Origin of the sequence: Streptomyces corallincola (assembly GCF_019104725.1) — a bacterium.
In the GTDB taxonomy this organism is placed as follows: domain Bacteria; phylum Actinomycetota; class Actinomycetes; order Streptomycetales; family Streptomycetaceae; genus Streptomyces; species Streptomyces corallincola.
The window spans coordinates 59,391-85,582 of record NZ_JAHRXF010000025.1; the positions used below are offsets into that span (position 1 = coordinate 59,391).

A 26,192-nucleotide genomic window follows, 5' to 3' on the forward strand; every position below is an offset into this window, starting at 1 on the left:
GACGTCGTCCCTGTCCCTACGACGATGCGGGCGGGCCGGGGGCGGGGCGCCTTCAGCTGCTCCATGTGGGTGACGGTCGTACGGGCCCCGTGGGACGCGGGAACGCCGGGCGCATCCTCGGCTACCGGTGGACCGCGCCCACCCGCTCGCTCTCGACGCGCCGGGCCAGCCCCTCCGCGTCCAGCCGGTCGAGGTTGCGGCACAGCACGACCGAGCCCCCGGCGGCCAGCGGGGCGAACAGGCCCGCGCTCAGCCCCGCCCAGGTGTCGTACGGCAACCCGGACAGCAGGCGGGTGCCCGGTCCGGTCAGCCCCAGCGCGGGGGCGTCCGCGAGCGCCCGGTCCACCACCTCGGCGCCGCTGTACTCGGCACCCGCGACGATCAGTGCCGGGTCCTCGGCGTCCACCGGGGCGAACGGCGCGAACCGGTCGCCCTGGCCGGGCACCTCGGCCGCGTAGTCCGCGAAGCCCTCCGGGGTCCGGGGGAAGCGTCCGCCGAGCGGGCGCAGCGCGAGCGCCAGCCGCTCGCCCCGGCAGGCCCGCGCCACGTCCAGCGTGTCCGGGCCGCTCACCACGACGTCGGCGGCGGCCGGGTCCCCGCCCACGTCCGCCACGGCGCCGACCGAGGAGCACGCCAGCAGCCACACGGCGGTCTGCCAGTGCGCGGGCAGCAGCAGCGCGACCCGGTCGCCGGGGCCCGCGGACAGGTCGCCCTGGAGCAGGTTGGCGGTCTTGGCCACCCAATTGGCGAAGGTGGCCACGGAGAGTTCGACGCGTTCGCCCGTGGCGTCGTCGTAGAAGGTCACCAGGGGGCGCCCGGCGTCCGCGGCGAGCGCGGAACGCAGCAGGTCGGCGGGGGTGCGGTCGTTGGCGGTCACCCGCGCAAGGGTACGCCCGGCCGGGCCCGCCGACCGGGTGCCGCCACCACCGGTTCGGCGGAACGGAAACCGACGACCCGTCAGTTCCGTGATGGACATATTTGTCTGACTATGTTCAAGATCATGCCTATGCGTGGACTCTTCTCTTCCTCCGTCGGTGCCACCTCGATCGGCGTCACGTGCGCGGTCGCCCTCGCGCTCCCGCTGGCCCTGCCCGCGACCGCCGCGCCCGCGCACGCGGAGCGGACGGCCGCCACGGGCCGGACCGCCGAGGCCGCCGTCCCCGGCCGCACCGAGTCGCTGCCCCTCGCCCCCCGCACGCGCGAGCGCGTCCTCGGCCAGGCCCCCGAACAGGGCCTCTACCGTGCCTCGGTGGACTCCTTCTCGATGCTCGGCGTGATCTGGGACGACCCGGACACCCCGCTGCGCGGCCGGGTCCAGGTGCGCACCCGCGACACCGCCACCGGCACCTGGTCCGGCTGGCAGGACGTGGACACGCACAACGAGGACCACGGCGCCGACCCCGGCACGGCCGAGCGCGCCGCGGGCCATGTCCGGGGCGCCACGGCCCCGTTGTGGGTGGGCGACTCGGACGGGGTGGACGTACGGGTACGGGCGGAGGCGACCGGTCCGGACGGACCCGCCGGTCCGGAGGACGCCGGCGGCCCCCGGACCCGTACCGCCGCGTTCCCGCTCCCCGCCGGGCTCCGCCTGGAGCTGGTGGACCCCGGCGCGGCGGAACCCGCCGGGGGGACGCGCGCCGTGACGGCCCCGGAGACGGACGCGGCGGTCACCGCCGAGGCCGCCAACAGCGACGTCGCGCCCGCCGGGGCGCTGGAGATCCCCGCGCTGGACCGGGCGGCCACCGAGAAGGAACTCGCGGCCCTCGCGGGCGACGGCCCCCGCGTCAAGCCGCACATCGGACCGCGCCCGAAGATCGTCACCCGGCACGGCTGGGGCGCCGACGAGAAGCTGCGCGAACGCGGCTTCGTCTACACCAAGAAGGTCAAGGCGGCCTTCGTCCACCACACGGCCACCGGCAACAAGTACACCTGCTCCCAGGCCCCCTCCGTCATCCGCGGCATCTACCGCTACCACGTCAAGAGCATGGGCTGGCGGGACATCGGCTACAACTTCCTCGTGGACAAGTGCGGAACGGTCTACGAGGGCCGGGCCGGGGGCGTCACCAAGGCCGTCCTCGGGGCGCACACGATGGGCTTCAACACCAACAGCATGGGCATCGCCGTGATCGGCAGCTTCGGCTCCGCCAAGCCGCCCGCCGCCGCCGTCACCGGCGTGGGGAAGATCGTCGCCTGGAAGCTCGGTCTCTTCGCCGCCAATCCGAGCGGAAAGACATACCTGACCTCGGGCGGTGGCAACCTCTACCCCAAGGGGAAGAACGTACGACTGAACGTGATCTCCGGTCACCGGGACGGGTACTCCACCGACTGCCCGGGCAAGCGGCTCTACGCGAAGCTCGGTTCGGTCCGTTCCAAAGCGGCGAAGCTCCAGGGGCGCTGAGGCGCTCCCGGCCGCGCGCCGCGCGGCCGGGGCGGCGCGTTCATCGCCGTCGGGGGACGGGCGGGGGAGGTCCGGGGGGACCGGCGGGGGGCGGTTCGGGGGAACCGTACGCCGAGTCTCGCGGGACACCGCGCGGCCATCGGGGGCACCGTCGCACGGTCTGCATACACTGGCCGGCCGAAACGATCAGTTCGGCCGGTCCCGGCAGGAAGCAGAGACGACAGGTGACAGAAGCGATTCTCCTGGTCGGCGGCAAAGGCACCCGGCTGCGCCCGCTCACGGTCCACACGCCCAAGCCGATGGTCCCGGCGGCCGGGGTCCCGTTCCTCACCCACCAGCTCGCCCGCGCGCGGGCGGCCGGTGTGGACCACATCGTCCTCGCCACGAGCTATCTCGCCGAGGTCTTCGAACCCCACTTCGGGGACGGCGCCCAGCTCGGGCTGCACATCGAGTACGTCACCGAGGACGAGCCCCTCGGCACCGGCGGCGCCCTGCGCAACGTCGCCTCCCGGCTGCGTTCCGGACCCGACGAACCCGTCCTCGTCTTCAACGGCGACATCCTCACCGGACTCGACATCCGCCGCCTCGTGGACACCCACGGCACCACCGGCGCGGACGTCTCCCTGCACCTCACCCGCGTCACCGATCCGCGCGCCTACGGGCTCGTCCCCACCGACGACACCGGGCGCGTCCTCGCCTTCCTGGAGAAGCCGCAGACGCCCGAGGAGATCGTCACCGACCAGATCAACGCGGGGGCGTACGTCTTCCGGCGCTCGGTCATCGACACCATCCCCGCCGGGCGGCCCGTCTCCGTCGAGCGGGAGACCTTCCCCGGACTGCTCGCCGCCGGGGCGCATCTCCAGGGCATGGTGGACTCCACCTACTGGCTCGACCTCGGCACCCCGGCCGCGTTCGTGCGCGGCTCGGCCGACCTCGTCATGGGCCGCGCCCCGTCCCCGGCCGTGCCCGGCCGCTGCGGTGACCGGCTCATCCTCCCCACGGCACGGGTCGCCCCGGACGCCAAGCTGACCGGCGGCACCGTGGTGGGCGAGGGCGCCTTCGTCGCCGGGGGCGCCCGCGTCTCCGGCTCCACCATCCTCCCCGGCGCCGTCATCGAACCCGGCGCCGTCATCACCGACTCCCTCATCGGCACCCGCGCCCGCGTCGGCGAACGCTCCGTCCTCACCGGCACGGTCATCGGTGACGGCGCCTTCGTCGGCCCGGACAACGAACTCCGCTCCGGCGCCCGCGTCTGGTGCGACGCCCGCATCCCGGGCGGCGCGCTGCGCTTCTCCTCGGACCAGTAGGGCCCGCCCGGGGGTGCGGCCCGCCCGGGGGCGGCCCTGGGAGGTGCCCCCTTCGCGGGCGGCACCTCCCAGCGAGCGGCCCCCGCACAACTGCCCCGACTACAGCCCCCCGATGTCCACCTTCCGCATCTTCGGCGCCCGCCGCCCCGGCACCACCCCGCTCAGCAGGATCAGCCGGACGGCACGCTGCCGCTGCCCCGCGTAGGGGGCGAGGAGCCGCAGCATCTCCGCATCGTCGGCGGACCGGTCACCGGCGAGGGCGAAGCCGATGATGCCGGGGAGGTGGAGGTCGCCCACGGTGACCGCGTCCACCGCCCCGTGACTGCGCTGGACGACCTCCGCGGAGGTCCAGGGCCCCACACCGGGGACGACCTCCAGCCGTGCCCGCGCGTCGGAGACCGGCAGGGACACCCCCTCTTCGAGCCGGGAGGCGACCCGCACCGCGCGCAGAATCGTGGACGCCCGCTTGTCGTCCACACCGGCCCGGTGCCACTCCCAGGAGGGAATCAGGGCCCACTCACGGGGCGAGGGCATGACGAAGAGGGGACGCGCACTCGCCCCGGCGGGACCGGGCGCCCGCTCACCGAAACCCCGGACGAGCAGCCGCCAGGCGCGGTACGCCTCCTCGGCGGTGACCTTCTGCTCCAGCACCGACGGGATCAGGGACTCCAGCACGAGACCGGTCCGCGTCAGCCGCAGCCCCGGCCGCCGGTGCCGCGCGAGCGCCACCACCCGGTGGCGCGGCTCGAACGCCTCGGGCTCGTCGGCGGCGCCGAGCAGCTCGGGCAGCGTGTCCAGCAGCCACCCCGCGCCCGGCCCCCACGCCTCCCCGACGACCTCCCCGGCACCGGCGTGCACCCGGAGCGTCCCCGGCCCGGCGGGCGTACGGGCGGTACGCCACACCGACCCGTCCGGGGTCGTACGGAACGTCGGATCACCGGGCCCGCGCCGCAGCGGTCCGAGCACCAGCCCCAGATCGAGCGCGCCGGGCGGCACCCAGCGCCGTACCCGCGCGGACGGTCCCTGCCGGGGCACCTCGGACGGCACGACAGCCTCCCCGCCGCGCACCGTCGTACGCGTCGGCCGGGGGGACCGGGGAGCGAAACGTCCTGCCACGGCTGATGTCCTTACGAGCGGGGGGAGACGCCTCCTCCGAGTGTCCTACGGAATCCCCGCCTCCCCCGCCCCCGCCGGGGTGACTCACCGCACCTCGACGAACGCCTCCGCGTCCCGCTCCGGCCGCGCCCGGGGCTCCTCGCCCGGATGCCCGACGGCGACGGCCCCCATCGGGTCCCAGTCGGCGGGGAGTTCCAGCACCTCGCGGACCACGTCACGGCAGAACATGGTGGACGACACCCAGGCCGACCCCAGCCGTTCCCCGGCGAGCGCGACCAGCAGGTTCTGCACACCCGCGCCGGTGGCGACGACGAACATCTCCCGCTCGGCCGCGTCCCGGCGCGGATCGCCGTAGGTGTGGGAGCCGTCCATGACCAGGCACGGCACCACCAGATACGGCGCGTTCCGCAGCACGTCGCCGCGCCGGACCCGCTTGGCGATCGACTCCTCGCCCTTGCCGTCCCGCCGTAGATCGGCGACCCACGCGTCCCGCATGGCGTCCAGCAGCCGGGTCCGGGAGGCGGCGGACTCCAGCAGCACGAACCGCCAGGGAGTGGTGTGGTGCGGCGCGGGCGCGGTGACGGCGGCGGCCACGGCACGGCGCACGGCCGCCGGGTCCACCGGCTCGTCGGTGAAGGTCCGGACGGTACGCCGCTGCCGTACGGCCTCGCGGACCGCCTCGGAGGTGCCGAGCCGGAACATGTCGTCCCGCGAGGGACGCACCAGTGCCCGCGCGCCCTCGCCGTCCTCGGCGCCGGTGGTGTGCGCGAGGCCGCGCACCACGGCGACCGGCCGTCCGGCGGCCTTGCCCTTGACGAGGTCACCGGCGGCGGCGAGTTCGTCGGCGGTGGCGACCACGGTCGCGCTCAGCGGGTTGCCGTGCGCGTCGGTGCCGCCGCGCAGGTCGTCCAGGACCCGCACCCCGGCCGCGCCGATGGCGACGTCGGTGAGCCCGGCGCGCCAGGGCCGCCCGAAGGTGTCGGTGACCAGCACGCCCACCTCGACCCCGAGCGCGTCGCGCAGCCCCGCGCGGATGGCGCGCGCGGAGGCGTCCGGGTCCTCGGGGAGCAGCAGTACGGTCCCGGCGGGCGTGTTGGAGGCGTCCACCCCGGCGGCGGCCATGACCAGGCCCTGCCGGTTCTCCACGATCCGCAGCGGACCCCGCCGGGCGACCACCCGCACCGTCTCGGCGTCGATCGCGGCCTCCCGGTCGTCCGCGTGGACGATCCGGCCCTCGGCCTTGGAGACGATCTTGGAGGTGACCAGCAGTACGTCCCCGTCGGCCAGTCCGGGCCCGGCGGCGGCGATCAGCTTGGCCAGGTCGTCACCGGGGCGCACCTCGGGGATGCCGGGCAGCGCCCAGACCCGGAACCCGGCGGCCTCCCCGCCCGTACCGCTCCCGGCGGTCTCCGCCTCCGTACCGCTCACGGCTGCCGCACCTCCTCGGCGAGGGCGAGCGCCTCGCGGGCCATCCGCGCGGTGGCGTCCACGTCGGTCATCATCAGCGGTACGGCGCGGCAGCGGATGCCGTCCGCCTCGATCCGGTCCACCGACCCGGCGTCCACGGTGTCCACCAGCCAGCCGTCCAGCAGTCCCGCGCCGTAGTGGGCGGCGACCGCGGCGGCCGTGGACTCCACGCCCACGGCGGCGAGCACCTTGTCCGCCATCCCGCGCACCGGCGCGTCACCGACGATGGGGGAGAGGCCGACGACCGGCGCGCCCGCCTCCGCGACGGCCTCCCGGATGCCGGGGACGGCGAGGATCGTGCCGACGGACACGACCGGGTTGGACGGCGGGAAGAGGATCACGTCGGCCGCCGCGACCGCCTCCAGCACGCCGGGCGCGGGCTTGGCCTGCTCGGCGCCGACCGGCACGACCGCCTCGGCGGGCACCGAGGCCCGCATCCGCACCCAGTACTCCTGGAAGTGGACGGCCCTGCGCTCCCCGTCGATCTCGACGGCGACATGGGTCTCCACCCGGTCGTCGCTCATCGGGATCAGCCGCACGCCCGGCTTCCACCGCTCGCAGAGCGCGTCGGTGACCGCGCTCAGCGGATACCCGGCGGCCAGCATCTGCGTCCGCACGATGTGCGTGGCGAAGTCCCGGTCGCCGAGCCCGAACCACTCCGGTCCGACGCCGTACGCGGCCAGCTCCTCCTTGACCCGGAAGCTCTCGTCGGTACGACCCCAGCCCTGCTCCTCGTTGATGCCGCCGCCCAGCGTGTACATCACCGTGTCGAGGTCCGGGCAGACCTTCAGCCCGAAGAGGTGGATGTCGTCGCCGGTGTTGCCGATGACCGTGACCTCCGCGTCCGGCACGGCCCGCTTCAGACCGCGCAGGAAACGGGCACCGCCGATGCCGCCTGCCAGAACCACAATGCGCATGGTCCAAGTCTCGCAGGCGGGTCCGACGACGCGGCAGGCGGCCGGGACGGGTGGGGCGGGAGGGCCCGGCGGCGCGCGGTGACGGCGTCCGGCCGCGCGGGGCACGGCGCCCGGCGTGCGCTCAGGCGCCGACCGGGCGGGGACCGGCGGACGCGTACGGCCCGGCCGCCGCCTCGCAGTGCGGGGCCGCGTGCGGGGTCATCCGGGTCAGGCCGGGGTGGTAGACGTGCAGGCTGACGGCGGGCTCCAGGGCGTCGTTGACCACCTCGTGGACGTAACCGGGCGCGAACACCCGCTGGGCCCCCGCGCCGAGGCTGCGGGTGTGCCGCCCGGCGCGCTCGGTGAGGGTGCCGTCGAGCACCGTGAGGACGCCGGAGGAACGGCCGTGGTCGTGGTGTCCGCTGCCCTGCCCCGGCACCCAGGACAGCAGCCACACCTCGTAGCCGGGCCCGGTGCGCAGCCGGTGGTACCAGCGGGTGGTGGCGTCGTAGCGGACGAGGTGGGCCCACCCGGCGCGGTCGGCGGCGATGGCGCGGGCCAGGCCCGCGAACTCCGCGACGGTCACCGGATGCGGGCGCGGCGGCTGGAGCAGGTGCGGGACTTCGAGGAGGTCGCCCGCGATCTGGAGGTCGCTGTCGCTGTTCATGGGGGTGCGTGAGTCCTCGGCGTCAGAGGGACGTGCGGGGGCGGCGGTGCGTGCGCCCGGATCGCGGGCGGCGAGGGGTGTCCCGCGGCATCGGGGACGGAAGAGGGTGGTGCGGCCGGGCCGTGATGGGCCCGGAGGCAGCCGGAGCGCGATGGGCTCAACAGCTGTGGCGACAACAACAGCACGCGCGCGCGACACCGAGGGACCCGGCGATGCGGGTCCGAGCGGTGGTCAAGTACGCGAACATGCCCACCAGGAGACCTACTCACACCCGCACTGTCAACTCGACGCCCGGTATGTGGGACACGTTTCACCCCATCCGGTTCCTCTGGAAGGCGAAAGGTTTGTCCCCCCCGACCTCGGGACACATGGCGCACATCCGAGCGCGCAAGCCTCGCGGAACGTGATCGAACGCGGGAACGTCCTCCTTCGTACACCGAGTGAGTACGGGGTGGGCGCCCCGCTTGGGCCATGTCGGTATGTCAAGGTTTATGGCGATATGAACACTTTCCGCAGCCCCTTGGTTCCGCAGAGTGAATAACGGGCCCAATAGCAGATCTCGGCTTGACTCGCACGGAGCAGCACACTTGTAATTTCACTCGTGTCGTTCAGCCGAAATCGGTGACGGCTACGCACGGGGACGTGGAGACAGATCGAGGGGCGCACATGACCGAGCTGGTGCAGCAACTGCTGGTCGAAGACGCGGAAGAGGAACTCGGCTGGCAGGAGCGCGCGCTGTGCGCCCAGACCGACCCCGAGTCCTTCTTCCCCGAGAAGGGCGGCTCCACCAGAGAGGCCAAAAAGGTCTGCCTCGCCTGTGAGGTGCGCTCCGAATGCCTGGAGTACGCACTCGCCAACGACGAGCGCTTCGGCATCTGGGGCGGCCTGTCCGAGCGCGAGCGCCGTCGGCTGAAGAAGGCCGCCGTCTAGGGCCACCTCGCGCACCGGACCGCACCGGACCCCCGCCGCCCCTCGCCGGACGGCGGCCGGACACCGGGACACCACAGCGCGAACGGCCCGTCCCCCGTGGGTTGTCCACAGGGGGCGGGCCGTCGGCATGGTCAGCCGATAGTGTGGACGCTCGTCCGAGGAACCCCGCCGTCCAACGGGGTCGTCCACCGCAGTCCAGCGAACCGGGGCCCGTACCTCGATGACCGTGCACAGCCATCAGGCAGCCCGTCAAGAACCCGCTGCCGCACCTGAGTTCCCGCGCCATGTGGTCACCGCGGTCCTCGTCGCCCACGACGGCGCCCGCTGGCTGCCCGAGGTGCTCGCCGGGCTGGCCGGGCAGGAGCGCCCCGTGCAGTACGCGGTGGCCGCCGACACCGGCAGCGCGGACGACTCCGCCCAGCGGATCGCGGAGCTGTTCGGCGACGACCGCGTCCTCCACCTCGCCCGGCGCACCGGCTTCGGCCAGGCCGTCGAGGAGGCGACCCGGATCGCCCCCGTGCTCACCCCCGACGAACTGCCGTACCTCAGGCGCCCCAGCGGCTGGGACCCGGTCACCCGCACCTGGCGCGACGACGCGTACGACATGCCCGAACTGCCGCACGGCGAACCCGTCCAGTGGCTCTGGCTGCTGCACGACGACTGCGCGCCCGAACCCGGCGCCCTCGCCGAACTGCTGCGCGTCGTCGAGAACGAACTCGAACTCGGCCGCGACGACGTGGCGATCGTCGGCCCCAAGCTGCGCGGCTGGTACGACCGCAGGCAGTTGCTGGAGGTCGGCGTCTCCATCGCCAACTCCGGCCGCCGCTGGACCGGCCTGGACCGCCGGGAGCAGGACCAGGGCCAGCACGACCACGTCCGCACCGTGCACGCCGTCTCCAGCGCGGGCATGCTCGTCCGCCGCGACGTCTTCGAACAGCTCGGCGGGTTCGACCGGCGGCTGCCCCTGATGCGTGACGACGTGGACCTGTGCTGGCGCGCCCATGCGGCCGGACACCGGGTGCTCATCGCTCCCGAGGCGGTCGTACGGCACGCCGAGGCCGCCTCCCGCGAACGGCGCACCGTGGACTGCGTCGGCCGCACCGCCGCCTCCCCGCACAAGGTGGACAAGGCGGGCGCCGTCTACACCCTGCTCGTCAACACCCGTGCCGCCGCGCTGCCCTGGGTGCTGCTGCGCGTCGTCCTCGGCACGCTGCTGCGCACCCTGGCCTACCTCGTGGGCAAGGTCCCCGGCCAGGCCGTGGACGAGATCCGGGGCCTGCTCGGCACCCTGCTGCGGCCCGAACGGGTCATGGCGGCCCGGCGCAGGCGCGGCCCGTCCCTCATCGACAAGGGCGAACTGCGGCAGCTGCTGCCGCCGCCCGGCGCGACCGTACGCGCCACCGTCGAACAGGTCGCGGCGAACTTCTCCAGCGGCTCCGACACCGACACCTCCTCGGCCGGTCGGCACGGCGGCGCCGTGGAGTCCGGGCCCGGCGGCGACGACGCCGACTTCCTCCAGATCGAGCAGTTCGCCCGGCTCCGGCGCATCGCCCGCAAACCCGGCCCGGTGCTCTTCCTGGCCCTGCTGCTGATCTCCCTGGTGGCCTCCCGCGCCTTGCTCGGCGGCGGCGCCCTGGCCGGTGGCGCCCTGCTGCCCGCACCCTCCGGCGCGGGCGACCTCTGGTCCCGCTACGCCGACGCCTGGCACACGGTCGGCGCCGGTTCCACCGCCGCCGCGCCGCCCTACCTGGCCGTCCTCGCCTCCTTCGCCGCGCTGCTGTTCGGCTCCAGCGGGCTCGCGGTCACCGTCCTGCTCGTCGGCTCCGTGCCGCTGGCCGGGTTCAGCGCCTACTTCGCGTCCCGGCCGCTGGTCACCTCCCGGCTGCTGCGCGCCTGGGCGGCCATCGCGTACGCCTTCCTGCCCGCCGTCACCGGCGCCCTCGCGGGCGGCCGGATCGGCACCTCCGTACTCGCCGTGCTGCTGCCGCTGATCGCGCGCGCGGGGGTCGCCGCGAGCGGCCTCGCGCACCGCTCCGGCGCGCGCGGCAGCTGGCGCGCCACCTGGGCGTACGCCCTGCTGCTGACGATCACCACGGCGTTCACCCCGGTCGTCTGGCCCATCGCCCTGGTCCTCGGCATCGGCGTCCTGGCGGTGCGGCGCGGCGACCTGCCCGCGCACCTCCTGCGGCTGCTCGCCCAGCTCGGCACCCCGCTGCTGATCCTGGCCCCCTGGTCGCTCACCCTGTTCCCCACCGGCTTCCTCACCGAGGCCGGGCTCGACTACGGCCCGTCCGCCGCCTCCGCCACCGACCTCCTCGGCATCAGCCCCGGCGGCCCCGGCACCGTGAGCGGCCTGACACTCCTCGGCATCGTGCTCGCCGCCCTCGCCGCGCTGCTGCGCTCGGAGCGGCAGCCCGCGATCCGCACCGCCTGGGCGGTCGCCCTGACCGGCCTGGTCCTCGCCGTCCTCGCCAACCGCTCCGCCTGGGCCGGACCCGCCACCCTGGTCTACGGCATCGCCCTGCTCGCCGCCGCCGCGCTCGGCGCGGACGGCGCCCGCGCGCGAGTCGCCGAGCAGAGCTTCGGCTGGCGCCAGCCGGTGGCCGCCCTCATCGCCCTCGCCTCCGCCCTCGGCCCCCTGGTGGTCGCCGCGAGCTGGATGGCGGGCGGTGCCGACGGCCCCCTGGAGCGGCGCGACCCCTCCCAGGTCCCCGCGTTCGTCGCCGAGGACACCACCACCCAGGACCAGGCCCGCACCCTCGTCCTGGACAGCGACTCCACCGCCCACGTCCGCTACTCCCTGGTCCGCGGCTCCGGCGCCCGCACCGGTGACGCCGAACTCGCCGCCACGGCCGGGGACAACACCCGGCTCGACAAGGTCGTCGCCAACCTCGTCGCCGGTTCCGGCGCCGACCAGGCCGACGAACTCGGCGGCTTCGCGGTCCGCTACGTCATCGTCCACCAGGGCGCCCCGCGCGAGATCAGCCGCGTCCTGGACGCCACGCCCGGCCTGTCCCGGCTCAGCGAGCAGCACGGCAGCGCACTGTGGCGGATCGACCGGCAGACCTCCCGCGCCGCCATCGTGCCGCCGTCCGGCGCCGGTGACTCCGGCGCCGCCGCGCGGCCCGTCGCCGCGGGCCCCGTCGAGATCCACACCTCGGTCCCCTCCGGCGCCGACGGCCGCGTGCTGCGCCTGGCCGACACCGCAGCCGAGGGCTGGAGCGCCACCCTGGACGGCAGGCCGCTCACCCGGACCACCGTGGACGGCTGGGCGCAGGGCTTCCGCCTCCCCGCCACCGGCGGACGGCTGGACGTCGTCTACGACGCCCCGTTCACCCACACCCTCTGGCTGTGGGCGCAGGGCGCGCTCGCCGTCGTCCTGGTCGTCCTCGCCCTCCCCGGCCGCCGCCGCGACATCGACGACGACCTGCCCGAGGAGGAGCCGCCGCCCGCCCAGGACACCACCGGCGACGGCCGCCGCGCCCGCCGCCTGCGCGCCCAGGCCGAGGAACAGGCCCTGGCGGACCAGGCTCTGGCGGACCAAGCCCCGGCGGACCAGGCTTTCGCGGGACAGCCGACGGGGGAGGAGCACGCGGACCACCCCGGCGCCGAGCCCGGCATGCCCGAACAGCCGGGCGCACCCGGCCAGTTCGTCCCCCACCAGTCCGGCGACCCCTTCCCCGACCCCGCGCCCGGCACCCCGCACCGGCAGGACCCGGTCCAGGTCCCGCACCAGCAGCCGTACGGCGACTGGGAGTACGCGAACGCCGAGTACGGCGGCTACGGCACCGACGCCTACCAGGACGCCGGTCAGTACCAGCAGCCCGGCCACGACCCGCGGGCATACCCCGCCGACCCCTACCAGCAGGGCGCGTACGACCCCTACGGCTACGACGGCACCCCTGCCCACGAGCAGCAGCAGCCGTACGACCCGGCCGCCCACCCGCAGGGCTACGACCCCGCCCAGCACCCCTACGGCAGTGAGCGCCCCGACGGGAGCCAGCAGTGAACCGCACGACCCTGTCCCTGATCGCCGGGAGCGCGGCCCTGGCCGCCGTCACCGCCTTCGCCTCCCTGGACGCCCCCGCCGCGCCCGGCGGGAGCACCGTCAAGGCCGCCGCCGAACTGCCGGTGCAGCGCTCCGGCCTGCTCTGCCCGGCGCCCAGCTCCTCCGACATCGCCGAGACGTCGTACACCTCGTTCACACCCGTCACCAAGGGCGCGCCCGGCGACGGGAAGGCGGCGCTGGCAGCGGCGTCCGAGAAGTCCGCCGACGGCACGGACGCCAGCGGCGGCGGGGACGGCACCTCCAAGGGCGGCAAGAAGGCCGCCCGGCCCGCCGTCACCCCCAAGGCGCCCGGCACCCCGGCCACCGGCGACACCTCGGGCGGGGACGCGCCCGCGCTGATCGGCCTCGCCGACGGCAGGTACGCGCCCGGCTGGACCGTCCAGGAGACCACCAAGGTCGCCGCCGGTACCGGGCGCGGCCTGCTCGGCGTCACCTGCTCGGCCCCCGACACCGAGTTCTGGTTCCCCGGCGCCAGCACCGCCGAGAGCCGCACCGACTACGTCCACCTGACCAACCCGGACGACTCGGCCGCCGTGGTGGACGTCCAGCTGTACGGCAAGGACGGGCAGATCAAGTCCACGGTCGCCGACGGCTTCACGGTCCCGCCGCACAGCAGCGAGCCCGTACTGCTGTCCACGCTCACCGCCGAGCACCAGAGCGACCTCACCGTGCACGTCGTCGCGCGCAGCGGCCGGATCGGCGCCTCCGTGCAGGCCCTGGACGACAAGCAGGGCGGCGACTGGCTGGCCGCGTCCGCCGACCCCGCCGCCCGGCTCGTCCTGCCGGGCATCCCCAAGGACGCCACCGACGTCCGCCTGATCGCCTTCACACCGGGCGACGACGACGCCGACCTCACGGTGCGGCTGGCCTCCCCGGACGGCCTGATCACCCCGGCCGGCAACGAGACGCTGCATGTCAAGGCGGGCATGACCACCTCCGCCGACCTCGGCGCCGTCACCCGCGGGGAAGCGGGCTCACTGGTGCTGACCCCGTCCGACGGCTCCGTCCCGGTCGTCGCCGCGCTGCGCGTCGTACGCGGCAAGGGCGCGGGCCAGGAGACCGCGTTCATCCCGGCCACCGCCCCCGTCGGCGCCCGCGCCACCGCCGCCGACAACAGCGGCAAGGGCACCACGCTCTCGATCTCCGCCCCCACCGCCACGGCCACCGTCAAGGTCACCGCCTCCGCGGGCACCGAGGGCGGCACCCCGGTGTCCAAGACCTTCACCATCAAGTCCGGCACGACCCAGGACGTCGCCGCCCCGGTCCCCTCCGGCCTCAAGGGCACCTACGCCCTCACCGTCGAAACCCTCACCGGCGGCCCCGCCTACGCCGCCCGCACCCTGACCTCCACCGAGAACGGCACCTCCGCCTTCACCACCCAGACCCTCCCCACCGACCACTCCCTGGTCCCGGTACCGCAGACGAACGAGGACTTGTCGATCCTCCAGAAGTAGCCAGTAGCCAGTAGCCAGTAGCCAGTAGCCAGTAGCCGGTGGCAGGAGGGCGGCACGGCATGGCTGCGGCGGACAGCCGCCGTGAGCGCGGGCAGGCGTGCCGCCGGGGGCCGCGCAGAGGGGCAGAGGGGCCCCGGGGGTACCCCCTCAGTCCTCCCCGTACCGAGGATCGACCGTCTCCGGAGTCAGCCCCAGCAACTCGGCCACCTGCTCGACGACGACCTCGTGCACCAGGGCCGCCCGCTCGTCGCGCCCCTTGCTGCGGATCTCCACCGGCCGCCGGTAGACGACGACCTTGGCCCGCCGCCCCTCGCGCGCGGGCGCGACCCCGCCGAGCGGCACCGGCTCGTCGCTCCAGGCATCCCCGCTCCCGCCCTCCAGCCGAGGCACCTCCAGCACGAGGAAATCGATGTCGGCGAGCTGCGGCCACCGCCGCTCCAGCCGCTCCACGGAGTCCTGCACCAGATCCGCGAAGGCATCGGCCCGGGACGCCGCCAACGGCACCTGGGGCGGCGCGATGGGCCCCCGCATCCCCCGCCCGTGACGATCACGGCGACGGGGTCCGGGGCCAGAGGCGCGGGGCGGTACACGGTTGTCCATCACTGGTGAAGCGTAGACCGCGAGCCCCCGCGCCGCCCGCGCCCGACGCGGAGCCCCGAGGAGCCGGTCCGGCCGGGCAATGCCTCGTTTCCGTAACCTTCCCGGACCGCTGAACTCGCGGCAATTGACGGCGTTTGCGCCGTCCCGCCCCCGCGCGGGCACCGCCCCGCGCCCCCGCCCGAGAGCGTCCCTGCAGGTCAACACCCCCTGCACAGAAGGGTATGTGGCCGGAGTCACAGCGCGACACGGGGGAGTGAGCCGGGCCGGAGTCGTCGCGGCCCGCTCAAGAGTGCGGTACCGTCCAACGTCGTGAGCCCTGTACGTCGCTGTTCGCGCACCGCCTGCGGCCGACCCGCCGTCGCGACGCTGACGTACGTCTACGCCGACTCGACCGCGGTCCTCGGCCCCCTGGCCACCTACGCCGAACCCCACTGCTACGACCTCTGTGCCGAGCACTCCGAGCGCCTCACCGCCCCGCGCGGCTGGGAGGTCGTCCGCCTGCTCGACGCCTCCGCGCCCGCCCGCCCCAGCGGTGACGACCTGGAGGCCCTGGCCAACGCCGTGCGCGAGGCCGCCCGCCCCCAGGAACGTTCCGGCGAACCCGGTCCCCAGCGCGGCGCCGACCCCCGTGACGTCCCCCGCCGGGGCCACCTCCGCGTCCTGCGCTCCCCGGACAACTGACCGGACGCCAACGGGCCGTCAACCGAGCGGCCGTCAGCGGTTCAAACCTGCCGCCCCCCATCCCCGTTGGGTAGTTTGTGGGCACCCATAGGACTTTCAGGAGGGTTGGCCGTGGCTGCTGATCTGTCGCAGATCGTGAAGGCGTACGACGTACGCGGAGTGGTCCCGGACCAGTGGGACGAGACCCTGGCCCGCCTCTTCGGCGCCGCCTTCACCGAGGTGACGGGCGCGACCGCGATCGTCGTCGGCCACGACATGCGCCCCTCGTCGCCCGGCCTCGCCCGCGCCTTCGCGCACGGCGCGGCCGAGCGCGGCGCGGATGTCACCGAGATCGGCCTCTGCTCCACCGACCAGCTCTACTACGCCTCCGGCGCCCTGGATCTGCCCGGCGCGATGTTCACCGCCTCGCACAACCCGGCGCGGTACAACGGCATCAAGCTGTGCCGCGCGGGCGCCGCCCCGGTCGGCCAGGACACCGGCCTCGCCGACATCCGCGCGCTGGTCGAGCGGTGGCTGGAGTCCGGCGCCCCCGAACCGGCCGCCACCCCCGGCACCCTGTCCGCCCGCGAGACCCTCGCCGACTACGCGGCCCATCTGCGCTCCCTGGTGGACCTCACCGCCGTACGCCCGCTGAAGGTCGTCGTGGACGCGGGCAACGGCATGGGCGGCCACACCGTCCCCACGGTCTTCGAGGGACTGCCCCTGACGCTCGTCCCCATGTACTTCGAGCTGGACGGCACCTTCCCCAACCACGAGGCCAACCCGCTGGACCCGGCCAACATCGTGGACCTGAGCAAGCGCGTCCCGGCCGAGGGCGCCGACCTGGGCATCGCGTTCGACGGCGACGCCGACCGCTGCTTCGTGGTGGACGAGAACGGCGACCCGGTCTCCCCGTCGGCGGTCACCGCGCTGGTCGCCGCGCGCGAACTGGCCCGCAACGGCGGCTCGGGCACGGTCATCCACAACCTAATCACCTCCCGCACGGTCCCCGAGGTGGTCCGCGAACTCGGCGGCACCCCGGTGCGCACCCGCGTCGGCCACTCCTTCATCAAGGCCGAGATGGCCCGCTCCGGCGCGATCTTCGGCGGCGAGCACTCCGCGCACTACTACTTCAAGGACTTCTGGAACGCCGACACCGGCATGCTCGCCGCCCTGCACGTCCTCGCCGCGCTCGGCGGCCAGGACGGCCCGCTGTCGGCGCTGGTCACGCGGTACGACCGCTACGCCGGGTCCGGTGAGATCAACTCCACCGTGGCCGACCAGGCCGCCCGCCTCACCGCGATCCGCGCCGCTTACACCGGCCGCCCCGGCATCACCCTGGACGACCTCGACGGCCTCACGGTGTCGGCGGACGACTGGTGGTTCAACGTCCGCCCCTCCAACACCGAGCCCCTGCTGCGCCTCAACGCCGAGGCCAGGGACGAGGCCACCATGATCCGGGTCCGCGACGAGGCGCTGAACCTGATCAGGGGCTGATCGAGGGCATACCCGGGGGCCGCTCGGGGTCGGCCTCCGGGGTCGGCCCGGGGTCCGATCGGGGCTCGGCCAGGGTCGGCCCGGGGTTGGGCGGCCGTACGGCGGGGGAGGCGGGCCGAGCCCCCGGTGACCCACCAGCGGTACCCTGACCAGCACATCGGCAACACGCCCACCGCCGTGTGCCCACCGCTTTTCGAAGGGACACCCCATGCCGCTCGAAGCCGGCCTCCTGGAGATCCTGGCCTGCCCCGCCTGCCACGCCCCCCTCAAGGAGCAGGACGCGGAGCTGATCTGCACGTCCCAGGACTGCGGTCTCGCCTACCCCGTCCGTGACGACATCCCGGTCCTCCTCGTGGACGAGGCCCGCCGCCCCGCCTAGGGAAGACCCCTACGGGCACCACGCTCCGGGAACCCTCCCGGCACCTCGTGGCCGGGTCCCGGTCCCGCCGTACGACCCGTACGACGCGTACGACCGGTGCGACGCGTACGCGCCCTGCCGGACTGTTCGTACGACCGCACGACCGTGCGGCCCCCGGTCCGCGCCGCACACCCCCGCGACCCGCCCCAGGCCCCAGCGATCGGAGACGCCGCCCATGCTGGACGAATCGCTGCTAGACGCCCCGGACGCCCTGGCCGACGCCGACCGCCGGGGGCTCCTGCGCGGCGCGGCGGAGGCGGGCGCGCGGGTCCGCACGGCCGCCCGGCTGGCCGCCGAGGCGGGCGTCGCCGCGCTGAAGCCGGACGGCCGCCCCCGCGCCGTCCTCATCGCGGGACCCGGCGCCGCCGCCACCCACACCGCCGACCTGCTCGGCACCCTCGCCGGACCCGGCAGCCCCGTCACCCGCCTCGCCCCGACCGGCGTGGCCCCGGCACCGGGCGCGCTGCGCTGGGAACTCCCCGGCTGGGCGGGCTCCGTGGACCTGCTGCTGATCATCACACCGGACGGCTCGGAGCCCAGCCTCGGCCTGCTCGCGGAACAGGCGTACCGGCGCGGCTGCTCCGTCGTCGCCGTGGCCCCGCCGCGCAGCCCGCTCGCGGACTCCGTCACCGGCGCGCACGGCCTGTTCCTGCCGATGGCGACCGCGCCCTACGACCAGTCGGAACCCGTCGCCGCGTCCTCGCCCGGCGTCTTCTGGGCGCTCCTCACCCCGCTCCTCGCGCTGCTGGACCGCGTCGGCCTGCTGGAGGCGGCACCGGAGGCGCTGGAGAAGGTGGCCGACCGCCTCGACCGGGTCGCGGAACGCTGCGGGCCCGCCGTTGTGACGTACAGCAACCCCGCCAAGACGCTCGCCGCCGAACTCGCCGACGCCCTCCCGGTCGTGTGGACCGAGGGCAGCTCCGCCGGTCCGGCGGGGCGCCGCTTCGCCGCCGCGCTCGCGGAACTCGCCGGGCGTCCCGCGCTGGTCGCGGAACTGCCCGAGGCGCTCGCGGAGCACCACGCGCTGCTGTCCGGACCGCTCGCGGCCGGTGCCGACCCCGACGACTTCTTCCGCGACCGGGTGGACGAGCCGCCCGCGCTGCACGCCCGTGTGGTGCTGCTCCGCGACCGCCCCCTCGGCGGCCTCACCGCCGCCCCGGCCGCCCGCGAACTGGCCCTCGGGCACGACACCCCGATGAGCGAGCTGGAGCCGGAGGAGGGGGCCGAACTGGAGACCCTCGCCGAGCTGATCGCCGTCACCGATTTCGCGGCGGTCTACCTGGCGCTCGCCTCCGGCGCCTGAACCGGCACGATCATCGGACCGGTCGTACCGTTCCGACCGGGCCCGCTGTCCAGTAGTACCGGCTGACACCGGCTGACACCGGCTGACACCGGCTGACACCGGCGCTCGGCCCGGCGGGACGATCGGCCGCCCCCCCCACAGACACTCACCGGCAACGGCGCCGGCCCGGCAGCACCACCCGCACGCACACGGAGACTGAGAGACAGATGGACCGCCTCGACAACACCGTCCGCCCCTACGCGTGGGGTTCGCCCACCGCCATCCCGCAGCTGCTCGGCGTCGAACCCACCGGCGAACCGCAGGCGGAGATGTGGATGGGCGCCCACCCCGGAGCCCCGTCCCGCACCGGGCGCGGCACGCTCGCCGAGGTCCTGGACGCCGACCCCGCGCGCGAACTCGGCCCGGAGGCGGTCGCCCGGTTCGGCCCCCGCCTGCCGTTCCTGCTGAAGCTGCTCGCCGCCGGTTCGCCCCTCTCCCTCCAGGTCCACCCCGACCTCGCCCAGGCGAAGGAGGGGTACGCGGACGAGGAACGGCGCGGCATCCCCGTGGACGCCCCGCACCGCAACTACAAGGACGCCAACCACAAGCCCGAACTCATCTGCGCCCTCACCGAGTTCGACGGCCTCTGCGGCTTCCGCGACCCGCACCGCACCGCCGACCTCCTCGACGCCCTCGACGTCGCCTCCCTGAAGCCGTACGTGGACCTGCTGCGCGCCCGCCCCGAGGAGGCGGCCCTGCGCGAGGTGCTCACCGCCGTCCTCACCGCCGACCGCGACGAGATGGCCCGTACGGTCGCGGAGGCGAGCGCCGCCTGCGAGCGGCTCGGCGGCGACCACACCCCCTACGCCGAGATCGCCCGCCACTACCCCGGCGACCCCGGTGTCATCGCCGCCATGCTCCTCAACCACGTCCGGCTCCAGCCCGGCGAGGCGCTGTTCCTCGGCGCGGGCATCCCGCACGCCTACCTGACCGGCCTCGGCGTCGAGATCATGGCCAACTCCGACAACGTGCTCCGCTGCGGCCTCACCCCAAAGCACGTGGACGTGCCCGAACTCCTGCGCGTCGTCCGCTTCGAGTCCGGCGACGCGGGCGTCCTGCACCCCGAGGCGGGCCCGGACGGCGAGGAGGTCTACGCGACCCCCATCGACGAGTTCCGCCTCTCCCGCTACGTCCTCCCCGAGGGCGCCGCCGCCCACGACCTCACCCTCGCCACCCCGCAGATCCTGCTCTGCACAGCGGGCACGGTCCGCGCGGGCGACCTCGACCTCGCCCCCGGCCGGTCGGTGTTCGTCCCGGCCGGTGAGAAGACCGAGGTGTCCGGCACCGGCACCCTGTTCCGGGCCACCGTCCGCCTCTGACCGGCCGCCTGACGGGTCGTACGACCGGCCGCCGGGCCGATCGTACGACCGCGCCTGTGGATACCTGACGCACCGCCGCCGGACCGGGCTGCAAGAATGACCCACCGGCAAAGCAAGGGCAAAGGGCGGGCGCACGCCGGGACGGCACGGGCGTGCGCACCCGACCCAGGGCGAAGGGACAACGCGGAGACATGAGCGCGTCAGGCGGTACGAAGGCGATCGTGGCGGCACTCGGCGCCAACCTCGCCATCGCGGTATCGAAGTTCGTGGCGTTCGCGTTCAGCGGCTCGTCCTCGATGCTCGCCGAAGGTGTCCACTCACTGGCCGACTCCGGCAACCAGTTCCTGCTGCTCATCGGCGGCAAGCGCGCGCAGCGCGACGCCACCCCGCAGCACCCCTTCGGCTACGGCCGCGAGCGGTACATCTACGCCTTCCTCGTCTCCATCGTCCTCTTCTCCGTCGGCGGCATGTTCGCCGTCTACGAGGGCGTCGAGAAGGTCCTCCACCCGCACGAACTGGACAACTGGTACTGGCCGGTGGGCGTCCTGCTCTTCGCGATCCTCGCCGAGGGCTTCTCGTTCCGCACCGCCATCAAGGAGTCCAACGAACTGCGCGGCCGTCTCTCCTGGGCGCAGTTCATCCGCCGCGCCAAGGCACCCGAGCTGCCCGTGGTGCTCCTGGAGGACTTCGGCGCGCTCATCGGCCTGGTCCTCGCGCTCGGCGGTGTCGGCCTCTCCCTGCTCACCGGCGACGGCGTCTGGGACGGCATCGGCACGGTCTGCATCGGTGTACTGCTCGTCCTGATCGCCCTGGTGCTCGCCGCCGAGACCAAGTCGCTGCTGCTCGGCGAGGCCGCCGGGATCGAAGAGGTCAGGAAGATCGAGGCCGCCGTCGTGGACGGCGACACCGTGACCGGCATCATCCACATGCGCACCCTCCACCTCGGCCCCGAGGAACTCCTCGTCGCCGCCAAGATCGCCGTCCAGCACGACGACACGGCCACCGAGGTGGCGAACGCCATCAACGCGGCCGAGGCCCGCATCCGCGCGGCCGTGCCGATCGCCCGCGTCATCTACCTGGAGCCGGACATCTACGACGAGGCCGAGGCCGCCCGCGGCGCCGACCCCGACGCCGCCCCCGGCGGCCCCGACCGGCACCCGGCCGACCACTGATCCACCCGCCGCTCTGCTCCGAACGGCCGGAACCGTACGGAGGCGGACTGGGGCACGCCCCGCCCCTCGGTGTAGCTTGGGACGGAGCCAGACGTCGCTGCTGATGGCGGTCGGGCGGTCCCGACGAGGACCGTCCGAGGGAGAGAGGGCCTCCGACGGACTGCGCTGCGCGCACGCGGGCATGCCTGTGTCCTCTTCTCGGGCACACCTGTGTCCGCCGCCGCGCAGACCAGCCGTACCCGACCTCGACACCCGAAACCGAGGAGCAGCTCGCAATGACGACTGTCGAAAACCGACAGGACTTCAAGGTCGCCGACCTCTCCCTGGCCGACTTCGGCCGCAAGGAGATCACCCTCGCCGAGCACGAGATGCCCGGCCTGATGGCGATCCGCAAGGAGTACGCCGCCACCCAGCCGCTGGCCGGCGCCCGTGTCACCGGCTCCCTGCACATGACCGTGCAGACCGCCGTCCTGATCGAGACCCTCGTCGCCCTCGGCGCCGAGGTCCGCTGGGCGTCCTGCAACATCTTCTCCACCCAGGACCACGCCGCCGCCGCCATCGCGGTCGGTCCGGAGGGCACCCCGGACAACCCGCGGGGCATCCCGGTCTTCGCCTGGAAGGGCGAAACCCTCGAAGAGTACTGGTGGTGCACCGAGCAGGCGCTGACCTGGCCGAACAGCCCCACCGGCGGCCCGAACATGATCCTCGACGACGGCGGCGACGCCACCCTCCTCGTGCACAAGGGCGTCGAGTACGAGAAGGACGGCAAGGTCCCCGGCGTCGAGACCGCCGAGTCCGACGAGCACCGCGTCATCCTCGAACTCCTGAACCGCACCATCACCGACGGCTCCCAGAAGTGGACGGACCTCGCCTCCGAGATCCGCGGCGTCACCGAGGAGACCACCACCGGCGTCCACCGCCTGTACGAGATGCAGCGCGACGGCGTCCTGCTGTTCCCGGCGATCAACGTCAACGACGCCGTCACCAAGTCGAAGTTCGACAACAAGTACGGCTGCCGCCACTCCCTGATCGACGGCATCAACCGTGCCACCGACGTCCTCATCGGCGGCAAGACCGCCGTCGTCTGCGGCTACGGCGACGTCGGCAAGGGCTGCGCCGAGTCCCTGCGCGGCCAGGGCGCCCGCGTCATCATCACCGAGATCGACCCGATCTGCGCCCTCCAGGCGGCGATGGACGGCTTCCAGGTCACCACCCTGGACGAGGTCATCGACAAGGGCGACATCTTCGTCACCACGACCGGCAACAAGGACATCATCCTTGCGTCGGACATGGAGAAGATGAAGCACCAGGCGATCGTCGGCAACATCGGCCACTTCGACAACGAGATCGACATGGCCGGTCTGGCCAGGATCCCGGGCATCGTCAAGGACGAGGTCAAGCCGCAGGTCCACACCTGGACCTTCCCCGACGGCAAGAAGATCATCGTGCTGTCCGAGGGCCGCCTGCTCAACCTGGGCAACGCCACCGGTCACCCGTCCTTCGTCATGTCCAACTCCTTCGCGGACCAGACGCTGGCCCAGATCGAGCTGTTCACCAAGCAGGCGGAGTACCCGACCGGCGTCTACACGCTGCCCAAGCACCTGGACGAGAAGGTCGCCCGGCTCCACCTGGCCTCCCTCGGCGTGAAGCTCACCCAGCTCCGCCCCGAGCAGGCCGCGTACATCGGCGTCGAGGTGGACGGCCCCTACAAGGCCGACCACTACCGCTACTGAGCCCACGCGCGGCTCACCGCGCCGACCGCTCAGCAGTCCTCGAAGGCAGGCCCCCGCACCCCCGTGCCGGGGGCCTGCCCCTTTGGTCCCCCCCCGTCCGCCCCCGAAGTGGCCGCGCCGCCCACGGAGCACGACCACCGGGCCGTCCCGGCCCCGTCACGACCCAGGACCCCCAATGCCCCGCGGCCGATACACACTCCACGATCCGCACGACCACACCCCCCTCGCCGAGGAACGCTTCCAGTGCGCCCCCGGCCCCTCCGGCTGGCGCTACGTCGCCACGACCACCACACCGGACGGTGCCCCCCGCGGCAGCGTGGACCTCGCCCTCGACGCCCTCGGCCGCCCCCTGCGGCTCGAACTCCGCGCCGGTGGCTGGCAGGTGCGCGGCGCCGCCCTCGACGGCGTCACCTGGGTCCGCACCGACCCCGCCGGAGCCGAGGCCACCGAAGGCACCGTGCGCGCCCACGCCTTCACCGGAACCTCCCCCGCCTTCCTCGTCGCCACCAGCCGTCTCCTCCGCCTCACCCCCTCCGCCGCCGCGACCCGCGTACGGCTCGTCACCTTCACCGATCCGGTCCTCGCCCCCCGCACCGTGGACCAGTCCTGGGCCCTGGTGAAGAGAGAAGCACACCCCACTGACAACGGCCCCCTGACCGTGGACGAATACCAGGTCACAGCCCTGGACACCGGCGAACGGCACACCGTCCACATCACCGGCGACGTGGTCCTCTCGGCCCCCGGCATCGAACTGGAGGAACTGGAGTCACCCCCGTCGGACTTCGCCTGACCTCACGCGGGAGGCGCGAACCCCCCGGCAGACCGCTTCACCGGGACATCGGACGGGGGCACGGGGGTGGACGAAGGAGCTGGAGAGTCCGACGGGACGGCAGGGGCGGAAGCCACCGGAGAGGCCGGAGAGGGCAGAGGGTGCGGAGAGGGCGCAGCGAAGGCCGAGGTCCCCGGAGCCTGGGGAGAGGCCACCCCTTGCCCGTACGCCCCCTTCCCGTACGCCCGCTGCCCGTAGGCATGTTGCTCGCGTGTCTGCCGCTCCTGCACCACCGCCGCCAGGAAGGCCGCCGGATGCTCCCCCTGCGGCACCAGCGCCCCGGTCAGCGCCGAGATCTCGGCCGCGTACCGCTGCGCCATACCCCAGCCGACCTGCTGATCGAGCTGGTGCATACGCGTCAGGTACTGCCGGACGCCCAGCCACGTCCCGTCCGGCACCGCCGACAGATCCACCTCCGCGTACCGCCCGGCGAGCCACGGCGGAGGAGGCGGTACGGCACCGGCCCACCCGACCGGGACCCGCTCCCGCACCACCAGCGTCCCCGCGAACACGTCACCCAGCCGCCGTCCCCGCTCCGACACCAGCGAGGCGATGGTCGCCACCACCCCGAACGTCATCAGCAGCTCGACGACCCCCAGCGCACCCCGCACCAGCGCGTGCCGGAACCGGATCGGCCCCCCGTCGTCCCGCACCACCCGCAGCCCGCACGCCAGCTTCCCCAGCGAACGCCCGTGGCTCAGCGTCTCCACCGCGATCGGCACACCGACCAGCACGAGCAGGAACGACGCGATGGCCAGCGCCGTCTGAGCGGCCTCGTCCAGCGACGAGGTGGCCGCCGCCAGCCCGATGATCACCCCCACGTACAGCACCATGTAGACGATCAGATCGAGCGTCGTCGCCAACGCCCTGCTCGGCAGCTTGGCCGGGCGCACTTCGAGCGCCACCGCCTCACCGGTCACCAGCTCACTCACGCCGCCCGTCCTTCCCCTGGTCCACCCCTATACGGCAAGTCTGCCAAGCTGAGCACACACCGCGTCGCGGTACGACAAGCTGACAGCGGACCGCGCATCTCCCACGCGTGTCGGACAAGCACCGAGGAGCAGGCAGACCCGATGGACCTGGACGTCTTCGTCGCCGCACACCGAGCCGAGTGGGACCGCCTCGACACCCTGGTCAGCCGCCGACGCCGACTGAACGGCACCGAGGCCGACGAACTCGTCACCCTCTACCAGCGCACCGCCACCCACCTCTCGCTGATCCAGTCCAGCGCCCCGGACCCGCAACTGACCGGTCGGCTCAGCCAGTTGGTCGCCCGCGCGCGCAGCTCGGTGACCGGCACCCGCCGCACCTCCTGGCGCGACGCCGCCCGCTTCCTCGGCGCGGGCTTCCCCGCCGCCGTCTACCGCTCACGCCACTGGTGGGTCCCCACCGCGCTAGTCTCCACCGCCCTCGCGGCCCTCATCGGCTGGTGGATCGCCGTCCACCCCGAAGTACGGGCGACCATCGCGGCCCCCGACCAACTCCGGCAACTGACCCGCCCCGGCGGCGAGTACGAGACGTACTACTCCAGCCACCCGGCGGCCTCCTTCGCCGCCCAGGTGTGGACGAACAACGCTCAGGCCGCCGCGCTGTGCCTGGTCCTCGGCGTCTTCCTCGGCCTGCCCGTCCTCTGGATCCTCTTCCAGAACGTCCTCAACCTGGCGGTCGGCATCGGTCTGATGACCTCCGCCGGACGCCTGGACACCTTCCTCGGCCTGATCCTCCCGCACGGCCTCCTCGAACTCACCGCGGTCTTCATCGCCGCGGGTACGGGGCTGCGCCTCGGCTGGACCCTGATCGACCCCGGCCCGCGCACCCGCCGCACCGCAATGGCCGAAGAGGGCAGAGCTGCGGTCGGCATGGCCATCGGCCTCGCCCTGGTCCTGTTCGTCTCCGGCGCCATCGAAGGCTTCGTCACCCCGTCCGGCTTGCCCACCTGGGCCCGCATCGGCATCGGCATCACGGCCGAACTCGCCTTCCTGGCCTACGTCTACGTCATCGGTGGCCGGGCGGAACGGGCAGGCGAGACGGGCGACCTCTCCGCGGCCGAGCGAAGCGCCAGCGTGCCCACGGCCGCCTGATGTGCATCGGGCCCCGATGAGCTGCTAGTCTCCTCATCGCCCCGCAAAAACCGTTGACACGGCCAGAGCGAGGCGGTAGGTTAGAACAGTTGCCCTGAACTCGACAGAGTGGGGCGCAGCGGTTAGAATCTATCTGCTTCTCCGAATAAGCCGCGAAAGCGCATCGAGAAAGCACCCCCCCCCGACGTAAACGTCAGAAATGAGCGGCCGGTCAGACCGGCCAAAAACTTCTGATAA

Annotated in this window: 21 protein-coding genes; 14 read left to right on the forward strand and 7 right to left on the reverse strand. The window is 73.8% G+C overall.

Features of this window, described 5'->3' with window-relative positions; translation table 11 throughout:
• Positions 1-121 precede the first annotated feature (121 nt).
• On the reverse strand, positions 122-877 hold the full coding sequence (locus tag KUM39_RS17390) for a TIGR03089 family protein (RefSeq protein ID WP_217786583.1): 756 nt from the start codon (positions 875-877) through the stop codon (positions 122-124).
• Between the two features lie 129 nt (positions 878-1,006).
• Between KUM39_RS17390 and KUM39_RS17395 the strand changes: the two genes are divergently transcribed.
• Together KUM39_RS17395 and manB are read left to right on the forward strand one after the other, a co-directional pair.
• Positions 1,007-2,398 carry a peptidoglycan recognition protein family protein gene (locus KUM39_RS17395; RefSeq protein WP_246620307.1) on the forward strand — a complete coding sequence of 464 codons (1,392 nt, stop codon included), beginning with the start codon at positions 1,007-1,009 and terminating at the stop codon, positions 2,396-2,398.
• A gap of 224 nt (positions 2,399-2,622) precedes the next feature.
• A complete protein-coding gene (gene manB, locus KUM39_RS17400; protein ID WP_217786585.1) occupies positions 2,623-3,705 on the forward strand; it encodes a mannose-1-phosphate guanylyltransferase in 1,083 nt (360 codons plus the stop codon).
• Between the two features lie 99 nt (positions 3,706-3,804).
• On the opposite strand, the gene KUM39_RS17405 is transcribed toward manB, so the two are convergent.
• The 4 genes from KUM39_RS17405 to KUM39_RS17420 all read right to left on the reverse strand — a co-directional run bounded on the left by KUM39_RS17405 (position 3,805) and on the right by KUM39_RS17420 (position 7,851).
• On the reverse strand, positions 3,805-4,821 hold the full coding sequence (locus KUM39_RS17405; RefSeq protein WP_217786586.1) for a DNA-3-methyladenine glycosylase family protein: 1,017 nt from the start codon (positions 4,819-4,821) through the stop codon (positions 3,805-3,807).
• Between the two features lie 84 nt (positions 4,822-4,905).
• A complete protein-coding gene (locus KUM39_RS17410) occupies positions 4,906-6,249 on the reverse strand; it encodes a coenzyme F420-0:L-glutamate ligase (protein WP_217786587.1) in 1,344 nt (447 codons plus the stop codon).
• Positions 6,246-7,205 carry a 2-phospho-L-lactate transferase gene (gene cofD, locus KUM39_RS17415; protein WP_217786588.1) on the reverse strand — a complete coding sequence of 320 codons (960 nt, stop codon included), beginning with the start codon at positions 7,203-7,205 and terminating at the stop codon, positions 6,246-6,248. The genes KUM39_RS17410 and cofD overlap by 4 nt, the downstream gene beginning before the upstream one ends.
• Positions 7,206-7,326: 121 nt before the next feature.
• Entirely contained in the window at positions 7,327-7,851 is a 525-nt protein-coding gene (locus KUM39_RS17420; RefSeq protein WP_217786589.1) for a cysteine dioxygenase, read from the reverse strand.
• 666 nt (positions 7,852-8,517) lie between these two features.
• Here KUM39_RS17420 and KUM39_RS17425 point away from each other — a divergent pair.
• The 3 genes from KUM39_RS17425 (at position 8,518) to KUM39_RS17435 (ending at position 14,304) form a co-directional block, all read left to right on the forward strand.
• Positions 8,518-8,781 (forward strand): WhiB family transcriptional regulator, encoded by a 264-nt coding sequence (locus tag KUM39_RS17425; RefSeq protein WP_217786590.1) that lies wholly within the window; start codon positions 8,518-8,520, stop codon positions 8,779-8,781.
• 220 nt (positions 8,782-9,001) lie between these two features.
• On the forward strand, positions 9,002-12,790 hold the full coding sequence (locus KUM39_RS17430) for a glycosyltransferase (RefSeq protein WP_217786591.1): 3,789 nt from the start codon (positions 9,002-9,004) through the stop codon (positions 12,788-12,790).
• Positions 12,787-14,304, forward strand: a complete 1,518-nt coding sequence (locus KUM39_RS17435) for a DUF5719 family protein (protein ID WP_217786592.1) — start codon at positions 12,787-12,789, stop codon at positions 14,302-14,304. The genes KUM39_RS17430 and KUM39_RS17435 overlap by 4 nt, the downstream gene beginning before the upstream one ends.
• Positions 14,305-14,451: 147 nt before the next feature.
• Here KUM39_RS17435 and KUM39_RS17440 read toward each other — a convergent pair whose 3' ends face one another.
• Positions 14,452-14,904 (reverse strand): metallopeptidase family protein, encoded by a 453-nt coding sequence (locus KUM39_RS17440; protein ID WP_217786608.1) that lies wholly within the window; start codon positions 14,902-14,904, stop codon positions 14,452-14,454.
• A 309-nt stretch (positions 14,905-15,213) separates the two neighbouring features.
• Here KUM39_RS17440 and KUM39_RS17445 point away from each other — a divergent pair, with 309 nt between their 5' ends.
• The 8 genes from KUM39_RS17445 to KUM39_RS17480 all read left to right on the forward strand — a co-directional run bounded on the left by KUM39_RS17445 (position 15,214) and on the right by KUM39_RS17480 (position 23,835).
• Complete coding sequence (locus KUM39_RS17445; RefSeq protein ID WP_217786593.1) at positions 15,214-15,585, forward strand: DUF3499 domain-containing protein; 372 nt, start codon at positions 15,214-15,216, stop codon at positions 15,583-15,585.
• Between the two features lie 111 nt (positions 15,586-15,696).
• Positions 15,697-17,061 carry a phosphomannomutase/phosphoglucomutase gene (locus KUM39_RS17450; RefSeq protein ID WP_217786594.1) on the forward strand — a complete coding sequence of 455 codons (1,365 nt, stop codon included), beginning with the start codon at positions 15,697-15,699 and terminating at the stop codon, positions 17,059-17,061.
• A gap of 208 nt (positions 17,062-17,269) precedes the next feature.
• Positions 17,270-17,440, forward strand: coding sequence for a Trm112 family protein (locus KUM39_RS17455; protein WP_217786595.1), 171 nt, complete (start codon positions 17,270-17,272; stop codon positions 17,438-17,440).
• A gap of 214 nt (positions 17,441-17,654) precedes the next feature.
• On the forward strand, positions 17,655-18,782 hold the full coding sequence (locus KUM39_RS17460; protein ID WP_217786596.1) for an SIS domain-containing protein: 1,128 nt from the start codon (positions 17,655-17,657) through the stop codon (positions 18,780-18,782).
• 206 nt (positions 18,783-18,988) lie between these two features.
• Entirely contained in the window at positions 18,989-20,140 is a 1,152-nt protein-coding gene (gene manA, locus KUM39_RS17465) for a mannose-6-phosphate isomerase, class I (RefSeq protein ID WP_217786597.1), read from the forward strand.
• Between the two features lie 191 nt (positions 20,141-20,331).
• Complete coding sequence (locus KUM39_RS17470) at positions 20,332-21,312, forward strand: cation diffusion facilitator family transporter (protein WP_217786598.1); 981 nt, start codon at positions 20,332-20,334, stop codon at positions 21,310-21,312.
• A 275-nt stretch (positions 21,313-21,587) separates the two neighbouring features.
• Complete coding sequence (gene ahcY, locus KUM39_RS17475) at positions 21,588-23,045, forward strand: adenosylhomocysteinase (protein ID WP_217786599.1); 1,458 nt, start codon at positions 21,588-21,590, stop codon at positions 23,043-23,045.
• 175 nt (positions 23,046-23,220) lie between these two features.
• A complete protein-coding gene (locus tag KUM39_RS17480; RefSeq protein ID WP_217786600.1) occupies positions 23,221-23,835 on the forward strand; it encodes a hypothetical protein in 615 nt (204 codons plus the stop codon).
• 2 nt (positions 23,836-23,837) lie between these two features.
• Here KUM39_RS17480 and KUM39_RS17485 read toward each other — a convergent pair whose 3' ends face one another.
• Complete coding sequence (locus KUM39_RS17485) at positions 23,838-24,806, reverse strand: RDD family protein (RefSeq protein WP_217786601.1); 969 nt, start codon at positions 24,804-24,806, stop codon at positions 23,838-23,840.
• A 141-nt stretch (positions 24,807-24,947) separates the two neighbouring features.
• Between KUM39_RS17485 and KUM39_RS17490 the strand changes: the two genes are divergently transcribed.
• On the forward strand, positions 24,948-25,955 hold the full coding sequence (locus tag KUM39_RS17490; protein WP_217786602.1) for a stage II sporulation protein M: 1,008 nt from the start codon (positions 24,948-24,950) through the stop codon (positions 25,953-25,955).
• Positions 25,956-26,192 lie beyond the last annotated feature (237 nt).